This window comes from Nocardioides faecalis, from assembly GCF_018388425.1.
GTDB classification, from domain to species: Bacteria; Actinomycetota; Actinomycetes; order Propionibacteriales; family Nocardioidaceae; genus Nocardioides; species Nocardioides faecalis.
In genome coordinates, this window is sequence record NZ_CP074406.1 from 2,582,841 (window position 1) to 2,594,802 (window position 11,962).

At 72.9% G+C, this 11,962-nt stretch carries 12 protein-coding genes; 6 read left to right on the forward strand and 6 right to left on the reverse strand.

Going from position 1 to position 11,962, the window contains the following annotated elements; all coding sequences use genetic code 11:
- Positions 1-42: 42 nt before the first annotated feature.
- Both KG111_RS12045 and KG111_RS12050 read right to left on the reverse strand, forming a co-directional pair.
- Positions 43-783: a maleate cis-trans isomerase family protein gene (locus KG111_RS12045; protein ID WP_205292893.1), complete on the reverse strand. Its 741-nt coding sequence runs from the start codon at positions 781-783 to the stop codon at positions 43-45.
- A 116-nt stretch (positions 784-899) separates the two neighbouring features.
- Positions 900-2,018 (reverse strand): PP2C family protein-serine/threonine phosphatase, encoded by a 1,119-nt coding sequence (locus tag KG111_RS12050; RefSeq protein WP_205292892.1) that lies wholly within the window; start codon positions 2,016-2,018, stop codon positions 900-902.
- Between the two features lie 330 nt (positions 2,019-2,348).
- Between KG111_RS12050 and KG111_RS18495 the strand changes: the two genes are divergently transcribed.
- On the forward strand, positions 2,349-2,483 hold the full coding sequence (locus tag KG111_RS18495; RefSeq protein WP_275890243.1) for a hypothetical protein: 135 nt from the start codon (positions 2,349-2,351) through the stop codon (positions 2,481-2,483).
- Between the two features lie 36 nt (positions 2,484-2,519).
- On the opposite strand, the gene KG111_RS12055 is transcribed toward KG111_RS18495, so the two are convergent.
- From KG111_RS12055 to KG111_RS12070, 4 genes are all read right to left on the reverse strand, one after another.
- Positions 2,520-4,220, reverse strand: coding sequence for a phytoene desaturase family protein (locus KG111_RS12055; RefSeq protein ID WP_205292891.1), 1,701 nt, complete (start codon positions 4,218-4,220; stop codon positions 2,520-2,522).
- A gap of 75 nt (positions 4,221-4,295) precedes the next feature.
- The gene (locus tag KG111_RS12060) at positions 4,296-4,952 is read right to left on the reverse strand and encodes a TetR/AcrR family transcriptional regulator (RefSeq protein WP_205292890.1); all 657 of its coding nucleotides are present in this window, start codon (positions 4,950-4,952) and stop codon (positions 4,296-4,298) included.
- 50 nt (positions 4,953-5,002) lie between these two features.
- A complete protein-coding gene (locus KG111_RS12065) occupies positions 5,003-5,194 on the reverse strand; it encodes a hypothetical protein (RefSeq protein WP_205292889.1) in 192 nt (63 codons plus the stop codon).
- Entirely contained in the window at positions 5,191-5,520 is a 330-nt protein-coding gene (locus KG111_RS12070) for a hypothetical protein (protein ID WP_205292888.1), read from the reverse strand. The genes KG111_RS12065 and KG111_RS12070 overlap by 4 nt, the downstream gene beginning before the upstream one ends.
- 239 nt (positions 5,521-5,759) lie before the next feature.
- On the opposite strand from KG111_RS12070, the gene KG111_RS12075 reads away from it, so the two are divergent.
- From KG111_RS12075 to KG111_RS12095, 5 genes are all read left to right on the forward strand, one after another.
- Complete coding sequence (locus KG111_RS12075) at positions 5,760-6,458, forward strand: response regulator (RefSeq protein WP_205292887.1); 699 nt, start codon at positions 5,760-5,762, stop codon at positions 6,456-6,458.
- Between the two features lie 104 nt (positions 6,459-6,562).
- Entirely contained in the window at positions 6,563-8,119 is a 1,557-nt protein-coding gene (locus KG111_RS12080) for a GAF domain-containing sensor histidine kinase (protein ID WP_205292886.1), read from the forward strand.
- 298 nt (positions 8,120-8,417) lie between these two features.
- A complete protein-coding gene (locus KG111_RS12085; protein WP_205292885.1) occupies positions 8,418-10,325 on the forward strand; it encodes a hypothetical protein in 1,908 nt (635 codons plus the stop codon).
- 117 nt (positions 10,326-10,442) lie between these two features.
- A complete protein-coding gene (locus KG111_RS12090) occupies positions 10,443-10,868 on the forward strand; it encodes a pyridoxamine 5'-phosphate oxidase family protein (protein WP_205292884.1) in 426 nt (141 codons plus the stop codon).
- A complete protein-coding gene (locus KG111_RS12095; protein WP_205292883.1) occupies positions 10,865-11,959 on the forward strand; it encodes an Acg family FMN-binding oxidoreductase in 1,095 nt (364 codons plus the stop codon). Before KG111_RS12090 ends, KG111_RS12095 begins: the two co-directional genes overlap by 4 nt.
- Positions 11,960-11,962 lie beyond the last annotated feature (3 nt).

Genomic DNA, 11,962 nt, shown 5'->3' on the forward strand with positions numbered 1-11,962 from the left:
AACAGCGAGTCGGGGCAGGGGTGATGAGCAGCGGGGCGCGGCTCAGTGCAGCTCCATCAGCGAGCCGTAGCCGGCGATCCGGTCCTCGATGCCGTTGACCCGGAACGCGTGCCACATCGTGGCGAGGTTGATCGCGATGACGGGCTTGCCGAGCTCCTTCTCCAGCTCGGCGGCCACGGCGATGCACTCGAGGTTGGTGCCGCACTGGATGAGGGCGTCGACGTCGGGGCCGTCGACGGCGAGGAACGCCTCGCGCAGCGTCTGCGGCGTCTCGTCCGCGATCGAGGTGGCCGAGGCCGAGCACAGCCCCTTGATCGCCGCCACGTCGTGGCCCAGCTCGGTGAAGTAGGCGACGACCTGCTCGTCGCCGACGGGCTGGTACGGCGTGACGATGCCGATCCGCTTCGCCCCGAACGCCTTGAGCGCCTCCCCCGCCGCGGTGGCGCCGGTGGTGACCTCGAGACCGGTCAGGTCACGCACGTTCTGCTCGAAGGCGGCATTGCCCTTCACGCCGCCCCAGAACGTCTCGGCCGACATGCCCATGACGATGTAGTCAGGCTTGCAGGTCATCACGACCTCGAGAGCCTCGGGCAGCGCCTCGTTGAGGCACTCGCGGAACGCGCCGAACGCGTCCGCGGAGTCCAGGGCGGGAGCCTTGATCATGATCCGCCCGGTGTGCCAGGAGCAGTCCTGCGGGCGGAGGTGGTGGAACTCCCGCTCCACCGACGTGTTGGTCGAGGGCAGGACGAGGGCGAACTTCGTTCCCTTGACGGCGACACTCATGCGAGGCTCCCTTGGTTGCGACGCGGGCGGCGTCTCTCCCGCGCAAGTATAGAGAATATATTCTCTGCCCTGGACGCCCGTCAGCCGATCCCGGGATCGCGGCCAGTCCGGCCGGGTCAGGCGCTGAGGTGGGCGACGCTGTCCCGGACCGGCCTCGAGGCGAGGGACTCCTCCCCCGCCAGGTTCTCCACCAGCACCATGGCGAGGTCATCCCCGAGCCGGCCCTTGCTGTGCGCCCGCAGCGCACCGAGCAGGTCGTCGAGCGCGCCGTCGGGCGTGTCCGCGCCGAGCTGGCCGGCGACGCCGAGAAGGTCGAAGAACTCGCCGTCGCGGTCGCGGGCCTCGACGACGCCGTCGGTGTAGAGCAGCAGCCGGGCACCCACCGGGAACACGTGCGCGGTGACCTGCGGCCAGGCCCCCAGGCCCAGCGGAGGCGAGGGGTCACCGGTCTCGACCTCGGATGCCGAGGAGCCGTGCACGAGCAGGGGCGGGTGGTGGCCGCAGCTGGCGACCCGCATCCTGGTGCCGCTGATCTCCACGACCACGGCGGTGACGAAGTCCTCGATCTCGACGACGAGCGAGACCGCCTCGTCCAGGTTCGCGCAGAGCCGGGCGAGGTCGGGGACCGTGCTCGCGGACTGCCGGAAGGCTCCCAGGACCGTGGCGGCGGTCTCGACCGCCTCGATGCCCTTGCCCCGGACGTCGCCGATGAGGATCCGGATGCCGTACGGCGTGGAGACCGCCTCGTAGAGGTCGCCGCCGACCATCGCGTCGGCGGTAGCCGACTGGTAGCGCGAGGCGAGGGCCACCGTGCCCAGCCGGGCCGGCGTCGCGCGCAGCACGGCCCGCTGCGCCACCTCGGCGATCCGGGTCATCGTCCGCAGCCGCTGCTCGCGGGCCGCGGTGACCGCGGAGGCCACCACCGCCATCGCGCAGAGCAGCCCCGACAGCGTGCCGCGCACCACCCAGTCGCGCGTGCCGAAGGTGCCGTGCCACAGGCCGGAGACGAGTGAGAGACCCACGGTGAGCACCGCCAGCAGCGCGGTGCGGCGCGGCGTGGTGATCAACGAGCACACGATCACGGCCGAGGCGTACGACGCGGTGAGGATCACGCCGGTGGCCAGGTCCGCGACCAGCAGCAGCGCGAGCACGAACAGCCCGACGGCGAGGCCGAAGTCACCCCTCGGGGAGGCGCGCAGGAACGACCGCAGCGGGGAGCTGGTGGTGGTCGGCATGCCTTGTCCCGTCCCGAGTGAGGTGGCGACGCGCGCGTGTGCCGCCGGGGTCCATTGTCCTGCATCCGGGCCGCGTCCGCAGCCCGACCGGAGCAGCTTGCCAAGATCACGCCAACGTTGCGCGGTCCGCGACCGCTCACCACCCGGCCGGGTGGTCCGGCGGGCACCGCGCTAGCCACGAGGACCGGGAAGATGTCCCGGCCGATCCGTGCCATCGGCATGGCTCGAACGGACTATCGGACAGGATCCTTGCGAAGGGCGCCGTCGCCTGCGTCACGGGCGCAGGATCGTGCCACGCACACCGCGCGCTCCCGACGAGAGAAGTCCGCCATGTCCTGGCACACCACCACGGTCCCCCGCGAGGGCCTGGCCCGCCTGATCGCCGACATCCGTCGCCAAGGCGGCACGGTCGGCAGCTGCCGGCGCTGCCCGGCGGGTCTCCTGGTGACCTGGTTCAAGCTGTAGGTCCCTGCCGCCCGCCGCCCGCCGCCCGTCAGCCGGTCAGCTGCCCGCGGCCTCCTGGGGACGGCGCCGCGCCGCGCGCCGGATCACCGAGTCCGGCTTGGAGGCGAGCAGCGGGTCGAAGTCGTCGGTGAGCGGCGTCAGCCGGCCCTCGTCGACGAACACCGCACCGTCGCGCACCTCCGCGACCAGGTCGCGACCCAGCACCGCACCGGCGGTGCCCATGCCGCCCCAGATGGTGGCGTTGATGCCGAACATGTGCTCGGTGCTGCCGCCGGCGAGGAAGAGCCCTGGGATGTGCGTGGTGACGCGAGGACGGAACGGTCCGAGGTTCTTGATCAGCGGCGCGATGCCGTAGCAGGAGCCCTCGGTGCTGAGCGTGAACCGCTCCTGGGTGATCGGGGTGGAGGCCTCGCAGAACACCATCCGCTCGCGCAGGTCCGGGATCATGATCTCGGCGGTGTCCAGCACCCGCTGGGTGAGCTCCTCCTTGAGCCGGCGGTACTCCTCGCCGCGGCCGTAGCCGTCCCCGTCCGTCGGGTCGCCGGCCACGTTCCAGAAGGCGTGCTCCTTCGGCGCCCAGCTGACCAGCTCGAGCGTGGAGTAGCCCGGCGGGGCCGAGTGCGTGCCCTCGGGGTCCTTGGCGGTGGGGCAGCTGATGCCGACCGGCATCTTCTCCGGACAGCGCCCTGCGGCGACCTCGCGGTAGTAGCCGTCGACGTCGTTGGTGGGCCACACCCAGGCCAGCGGCGGGGTGTCCCGCTCGCGCAGGTCGACGTCGAGGGCGACGTACACCGCGAACATCGGCAGGGTCATCTCGAGGTTCTTCAGCTTCCGGCGCAGCCGGCGGGTGAGGTGCTCCTCGCCGACGAGCTCGGCCCAGGTCTTCTTGAAGTCGGCGGCGGAGACCACGGCGCCCGCCCGGATCTCCTCACCCCCACGCAGCCGCACGCCGACGGCCCGGCCGTCCTCGATGAGGATCTGCTCCACCCGGGCCTTGGTACGCACCCGCCCGCCGTGGGTGGAGATGACGTCGGTGAGGTGGGCTCCGATGACCTGTCCGCCGCCGCGCGGGTAGTAGGCGCCCTGCTGCAGGTAGTGGTGCAGGAACCCGGCGTGCATGGCGGTGGGCGTGCGGTGCGGCGGCCAGGTGTAGTCGCCGTTCTCGGCCAGGATCACGGCCTGGGCGTCGGCGCTGAGGCCGCAGGCGTCCATCAGGGTGGTGATCGGCCGGATCCCCCAGCGCAGCAGGGCGAGCGGGCGGCGGCGGGGCTGCTCCCCGGCGGCGATGACCCGCATGGTCCGCACGCAGCGGCGCAGGCCGTCCTCCTCGTCGGGGAAGGCGGCGATCAGCCGCTCCAGGTAGGTGTCCCAGCCGGTGGGCGTCTGGAAGGTGGTGCCGGGGATCATCACCTGGCAGTGGCCCTCGGGTCGCTGGCGCAGCCACTTGATGCGCTCCGTCAGCGCGAGCCCGGACAGCGCCGTCTGCATCCGGCCCCCCGGGCCGCACTCGCCGACGTAGTGGGTCCCGACGTCGAACTCGAACTTGTTCCCGGCGCGACGGAACACCTGGGTGCTGCCGCCGACGACCTGGTTGGCCTCCAGGACGAGGACCTTCTTGCCGTTGGCCGCCAGGTAGGCACCGCAGGTCAGACCTCCCGGCCCGGCGCCGACCACGACGACGTCCCAGGTCTCGTGGTCGCCCTGCGTGCCGACGGTGGCGGTCGGGGTCTGCGTCATGCGGTGTCGCTTTCGAGAGAGATCTGGAGTCAGACTCCAGTTAACTCCTCTTCGCGGCTTCTCGCCACTCCCGGCTCAGTCGGCAGGCGTCTCACGGACCAGGCCGTCCAGCAGCACCAGCCCGGCCTCGATGACGGCCGCCTCCACCCGTTCGGGGGCCAGTGCGAGCGCGTCTCGGCGCAACGCCATCGCCGCCACGCCGTTCCAGGCCCCGAAGAGGAAGTAGGACATCAGCTCGGGGTCGACCGGCCGGATCGCTCCGCTGGACACCGCCTCGGTGATGCTCTGCTCGAACTCCGCGCGCAGCTCGCTGAACCGGACGACGACCTCGTCCTCCGTCGCCGTGCGCGGCCCGCGCTCACCGCTGACGGTCAAGTACTTCACCACCACCGGGTGGTCCAGCAGCAGCCGCAGGTAGGCCGCCCCCACCCCGGCGAACCGCTCCACCGGCGAGGTCTGCGCGGCGTACGCCGTGCGCAGCGCCTCGGTCGCCACCGCCAGCACCCGGTCCGTGACCGCCGCCCAGAGGCCGTCCTTGGTGCCGAAGTGCACGTAGACCGACGCCGGGGAGATCCCGGCCCGTACGGCGACGTCCTCGATCCGGATCTCCTCCGGCGACCGGCGCGTCAACAGCTCCTCGGCCGCGTCGAGCACCAGCCCACGGGTGCGCTCGCGGCGGCGCGAGCCTCGCGCGGCGGACTCGGAGACGGCGGGAGCAGCGTCGTCGGTCACGCGCTCACCCTAGGGCTCCCCCGAGCCGCGGCGCCCGGGCCGGCCGCGGCTCAGAGGTTGCCGGAGACCTGGGACAGGAGGACGTCGACGACCTGCGCCAGCGCAAGTCCCAGCCCGCCGCCGATGAGGGCACCTATCGCAATGAGCAGCACCAACGTGAGCATGGTGCTGAGCCGGCGCCGACGCTCGAGGAAGCCGGTCAACGCGGTCGCGCTCGAGGCGCGCTCGCTTCGGCGGCTCACCGGACCACCGGCCCCCGCCGGCGACGGGAGGAGACGCTGCGGTGGCCGGTGGCGCCAGGGACCGCGGCCCAGCCCGGTCGCGGGACGACGGGCACCGCGAACCGGGGGTCCGCCCGGTGCTCGGCCATCCGTCCGGCGATGAGCCGTCGGGCTATGCCCTCGCACAGTGTGAGGGCATCGGACGTCCTGCCGAAGGCGCTGAGCACGAGGTGGTCCGCGCGGTTGACGATGCGCAGGATCCGACCCGCCGGGACGGTGTCGCTGAACTCTGCGACGAGTCGTTCCTGCAGCTCGGTGACGGCCCTGCGGTGGGCGATGGCATCCATGGGGTCCTCTCGGTCGGCGCTGACCTCCTTCGAGGTTCCGCCGCCCCGCACGCCGCGCACAGAGTCCGATGACCCGAGGAGGGCGTGACATTCAGGAGGGGCCCTCGACGCCCACGGCCCGGCCAGCCCCGAACCGGCCGACTACCCCGGGTGCCGCCACTTCGCAAGGGCCGAAGTACCCCCAAACTGCACTGGCTCACGCCCCCACAAGGCCACCGCGCCCCGCGTAGATTGACCTCATGGCAGAGGATGCTCGGGAATCCCTCGCTGAACCGCGCCGCCCCGTCACCGTGTTCGTCCTCGACGACCACGCGGTGGTCCGGCACGGGATCCGCAGCCTCCTCGAGCGCGACGGCGACATCGTCGTCGTCGGCGAGTCGGGTTTCGCCCAGGAGGCGGCGCGGTTGATCCCGGCGATCCGCCCGCACGTGGCGATCCTCGACGTCCGGCTGCCCGACGGATCCGGGGTGGAGGTCTGTCGCCAGGTGCACACGGTCGACCCCGGCATCGCGGCACTGATGCTGACGTCGTACGACGAGGACGAGGCGTTGTTCGCCGCGATCATGGCGGGCGCGGCCGGCTACCTGCTGAAGCGGGTCCGGCCCTCCGATCTCGCCGACACCGTGCGACGCGTCGCCGATGGCGAGTCCATGCTCGACCCCGCCCTCACCACGCGTGTCCTCGCCCGGCTGCGCCACCCCACCCCGCAGAACCCGCTGACCCGCCACCTCACGCCGAAGGAGTGGCAGGTCCTCCAGCTGCTCGGCGAAGGGCTGCCCAACCGCGAGATCGCCCAACGGCTGGGCCTGAGCGAGAAGACGACGAAGAACTACGTGTCCGCGGTGCTGGGCAAGCTCGGGGTGAAGTCGCGCACCCAGGCCGCGATCATCGCCACGAACCCCTCGGCCGAGCACGGCGGTACCTGGCCGGGCAGCTAGCCCTGGCCTCCGCGGCGCCCGAGGTCTCAGGCCCCGGGTCGGGGGTAGTGGACAGACGTCAGGACGCGGCTCCTGGCGGCCCGCGGATGGCGAGGGAGTCGGGCATGGGAGGAAGACCGGAGGACGACCAGACTGCGGGTCCGCCGCCCAGGAGCGATCGGCTGCCCGCCGAGGAGACCCTGGACCAGGTCGTGCGGGTGGCCGCAGAGCTCACCGGCGCCCGGTTCGGCGCCCTCGTGGTCGAGGCACCCGGCACGGCCGGCGCCGAGTCGCAGACCCCGTGGCTCCACGCCCACGGCGACCCGACCGGCCACGAGGCGGTGCTCGAGACCCTGATGACCCGGGGACCGGCCCTCGTCAGCGATGGCCCGGTCACCTCGGGTGACTCCTTGAGCGTCCCGGTGACGGTCGGTGGCCGCGTCCTGGGGACCCTCCTGCTGGCCGGCAAGCGGTCCGGGTCGGCCTTCCTCGAGCGGGACGGGGAGGTCGCGGCGGCGCTCACCGGCATCATCGCCACGTCTCTCTCGCACGCCCGGCTCGGCGACCTGGCCACCCGACGCGGTGGCCGGGGCCGCCCGGCGGAGCAGCCGCGCAGCGACGCGCCGGACGACACCGCCTGGCGCATCGTGGCCGACTGGGCCCTCGAGCTGTCCGGCGCGGACGTGGCCTGGGTCGTCTCCGGCGCCGACGCGGCGCGCCTGCACCTGCGCGCCGTCGCGGGCCTCGACACGGACCCCTCCGCGAGGGCGTCCGTCGACTTCACCACCTCCCTCTCCCGCTGCGCCACCGTCACCGGTCGTCCGCTGCGGGTGCGCAGCATCTTCGAGCACTCCCGGGCGGTCGACGTCTCCGCGGCGCTCGGTGGCGCCCCGATGGCATCGGCCTTCGTCCTGCCGCTCTACACCTCCTCGGACGAGGAGGCCGCACTCACCATCGCCTGGGCGGACCCGGTCGACCCCGATCGGCTGCACCGCGACGCCGCGTTGCCGAGGCTGCTCGCCGACCAGGCGCCGCTGGTGCTGCGCGTAGCGCGGATCCACCAGGACGAGCGACGACTCGCGGTCCTGGAGGACCGGGACCGGATCGCTCGCGACCTGCACGACCTGGTGATCCAGAAGCTCTACGCCGTGGGCCTGCAGCTGCAGGGGGTCCCCCGGCTCGACCGCCCCGACGACGTCGCCGCGAGCATCGAGGCGGCCAACAGCGAGATCGACGAGACCATCCGCGAGATCCGCAACACCATCTTCCGGCTGGGCCCCCTGACGGGCGCCACGGACGCGCGCGCTGCGGTGATGGAGGTCGTGGAGCGTGCGGCGAGGTCCATGAAGATCCGGCCGACGGTGCAGTTCCACGGCCCGGTGCGCTCGCTGCTGGGGCCGGACCTGCTCGCGGACGTCCTCGCCGTCCTCACCGAGGCGCTGTCGAACGTCGCGCGCCACGCCCATGCGGGAACCTGCCTGGTCGAGGTCGGTGTCGGCTCCGAGATCACGGTGCGCGTCCACGACGACGGGGTCGGCATGGAGACCGGCACGGGGGCGTCGATGGCGCAGAGCGGTCTGGCCAACCTCCGGCTCCGCGCCGAGCAGCACGGCGGGTCGCTCGACCTGACCACCTCCCCCGAGCAGGGCACGACGGTGACCTGGACGATCCCGTTGCCCTGAGGTGCCCTGAGTCTGTCGGCGGCTGCGGCCGGTGCCTCTCGTCGGCGGGTGCCTCTCGTCGGCGGGGCCGGCGACCCGGGTCCTCCGACCCTGCCGTGTCCTCCTCGCAGGGGCAAGGGTGGGAGCACCGCGACCCGGAGGTCGCTCCCCCTCGACCACCCTCGACGCCGGCGGAGAAAGCGATGAAGGTACGTGCTGAACCGGTTCCTCACCGAGGCGGCCGTCGGCCACCCGCTGACGGTGCACGGGACGGGCGCGTGCGGATCATGAACCAGCTGGCCGAGGCCGAGGCGCAGGGATGACCGACCCCACGGACGACCCGGCCGGCACGCCGATCGAGGGCCCCACGGACGGTGCCGCCGTCGGCCCGCCGGGCTCCCCCGCGGACGGTCGGGCAGGCGGGGCAGGAGTGGGCGGCTGGGCGCCGCGGGGTGCCCTGATCTTCCTCGTCGTGGCCCTGCTGGTCGTGGCGCTGGCGGCGCTGCTGCGCCCCTCCTGGTTCGGCGCCGATCCTGCCGACGACGTCGCGCCCGACAGGCGGTTCAGCACGACGCTGCTCGACCTGGGCGTCGAGGACGGCATCCGGCTGAGCGATGACAACGGCACCTCGGCGTCCTTCACGCTGCCCGTGCCGGTCGACTCCCGGCTGGAGGACCCGGTCCTGCGGCTGCGCGGGACCACGGAGGTCGCCGAGTCCGGGACGGTCTTCCTGCGGGTGCTCGTCGACGGCGTCGCGGCGTACGTGGCGGAGCTGCCCCGCGGCACCAAGGACCTGGACGCCGACGTCGACCTGCCCGCCTCCTCGGTCCGCGACGGCCAGGTTCAGGTGCAGGTCCGGCTGACGGGGAACCTGGGCCAGCGCCGCTGCAACCTGACCACCGACCTGGGCTCCCTCGTCGTGCTCGACCCGAAGCGCACCCGGGTCCTCGGAGAGCTCGACGAGCGGCTGCAGACGGTCCGGGACCAGGTCGCGGACCTGGCGCACGAGGTCACCCTGGTGCTGCCCGGGAAGCCGGACCAGAAGTGGTTCGAGCTGGCAGCACGGCTGGGTGCCTTCCTCACCCAGCAGGGCCACGTCATCGACTTCGCCGACAAGGTGCCCAAGCACCCCGGCTCGCTGGTGCTCCTCGGGTCGCTGGAGGACCTCGCCGACCTCGGGTGGAACCCGGTGGACGGGGACGGGACGGTCCAGGCCGGGCAGAAGGGCGACCGGCCCGTGCTCGGCGTCATCGAGCCGGCCGCCGACGTCGTGCCGACGTTCATGACCACGGACGTGGTGCGCACCGCCGACACCGGGGTGGCCTCACCGAGGACCGTCGACCTCGAGCAGCTCGAGGGCAAGCAGGTGACGCTGAACGACCTCGGCGTGGACACACCCGTCGTGCCGATCACCGACCGTCGGTCGTGGCGGGTGCCCTACACCCTGGCCGACCTGCCGGGCGGCTCCGTCCCCACGGCGCTGCGCCTCGACATGCTGGTCCCGCCTACCGTCGACGACGCCCGGTGGTGGGTGCAGGTGAGGCTCAACGACGACCTGGCCCAGAGCATCCAGCTGCCCGGCGCCGGCCGGCAGCGGGTGACCGCGACCCTCCCGGCAGGCGCAGAGCTGCTGCGCAACGAGGTGGTCATCACCCTTCTGCGGGACCGGGACGTGGGCGGGTGCGACGTCCGCCAGACGTCGTACGACGTCCAGCTGCTGCCGGCCTCCGCCCTCGTGCTCGGCGGCACCGGTGCCGGGCTCACGACGGTGCCGGCCACGTTCGCCGACGGCTTCGACGTCATCCTGCCCACCGCCGCCCTCGACGACCCGACGGTCTCGCTGGACGCGCTGGTGCCGACCCTGGCGGAGTTCAGCGGGTGGCGCCGCAACACTGCCTTCGACTGGGACGCGGCCCCGTCCGCTCGGCCGTTCCTCCTCTTCGGCGACACTCCCCCCGAGCTGTCCCCGCTGGTCACGGTGGCGGACGGGCGGATCACCAGCACGGGGCTGGACATCTCGACCTTCGCCCAAGGGCTGGTCGTGCAGACCGTGCGGTCCCAGACCCAGGCGGGCCTGATCGTGACCCCCGTCGGGGAGCCGGGCCCCGACGTCCCCGACTACGGCCGGGAGGTGGCGCGGCTGGTCGCCGACGGACCCAGCGTCATCGTGAACGCCGACGGGCGGGTCGTCTCGGTCCCGGCCGTTCGGGCGGAGAGCGGAGGGTGAGACGGCGGGGCCGACGCCGGGCGGAGCGCAGCTTGTCGAAGATTGAGGACCGCTGGGTCTACTGGCCGGGGGTCGGAAAGGGCAGTCTGGGAACCGTCCCTACGAAAGAGGTGTCCGATGCAAGTCCCCGAGGAGCGTCCTGGACGCATCGTGGAGCTCAGCAGCGACGAGTGCTGGGACCTGCTGCACAGCCGCGCGGTGGGCCGGGTCGCCTGGTCCGGCGCGAACGGAACGGTGATCATCCCGGTGAACTTCGTGGCACGTGAAGGGTTGATCCTGTTCCGGACCACGCCGTACTCGATGCTGGCGCGCGACTGCGCGGAACGCGAGGTCTCGTTCGAGGTGGACGACCTCGACGAGGACGAGCACACCGGGTGGAGCGTCCTGGCCCGGGGGCGGTGCACCCGGGAGGAGCGGTCCTCCGACGGTCCCGCTCCGTGGGTGACCGGACCACGGGTCCTCGGCCTGAAGGTGGAGGTGAGCTCCGTCAGCGGGCGCCGGGTGCTTCCTCCGGTCTCCCGGTCGGCCGGAGGGAGCACATGAGCGCCCCCGACGACGACCTCGACGACCACCCCGACGACCACCTCGACGACCACCTCGACGAGGGCGGCGACGTCCCGCTGACGGACGTGGAGGAGCTGGTCGGGCTCGCCTGCCTGGCGCCGAGCGTGCACAACACCCAGCCGTGGCGCTGGCGCTACGACGGGCACACCCTGGCGCTGGCCGCCGACGACAGCCGTCGCCTGGTGCACTCCGACCCGGCGAGTCGCAACCTGACGATCAGCTGCGGCGCAGCCCTGGACCACCTGGAGCTCGCCGCCCGCGCCCTGGGGTACGACGTCTCCAGGGTGCCGCCCGGCAAAGGGGTCCTCGCCCGGGTCGCGCTCCGCCGGGCGACGGCAGGCCCGGTGGCGGACGCCGACCTCGCGCTGCTCCGCTCCCGAGGCACCGACCGCCGGCGGTTCGGCACCCAGCCGGTGCCCCCCGAGGTGCTCGACGCCCTCTGCGACGTGGCCGCGACCCGAGGTGTCGAGGCACGGGCGGTGACCGCCGACGAGGACCGGGTCGCCCTCGAGATCCTCGCCAACCGCGCCATGAGCCTGGTCGACCTCGATGCGGAGCGGCGGGCGGAACAGCGTCGTTGGATCGACCACAGCACACGCGACGGGATCCCGCGCTCCCAGCTGCCCCAGGATCCCGATCCGATGCAGGCCCGCTCCAGGTTCCGCCCCGACGTCGTCGAGGACGCCCGTCTCGCCGCCCGGACCGGGGACCGCGTCATCGTCCTGGGCGGGAGCGTCGACGACCAGGACGCCTGGCTGCGTGCCGGTCAGGCGCTGAGCGCACTCTGGCTGGAGGCCACACGTCGGGGCCTGGGGGTCATCCCGATGACCCAGCCCGTCGAGGTGGACAGCGTCCGTGAGGAGCTCGCCCGGACGCTGCTGGAGGACGCGTTCGTGCCGCACGCGCTGGTCCAGGTGGGGCTTCCGGTGGGTGAGAAGCACCCCGCCACCCACACCCCGCGCCGTCCTGTCGCGGAGGTGCTGGAGATCACCGGCGAGCCCGGGGGCCGAAGGTCCCGTGCCGGGGAGGAATCCGACCGTGGTCTCCCGCCCGCCCGGGACGGAGGCTGAGGT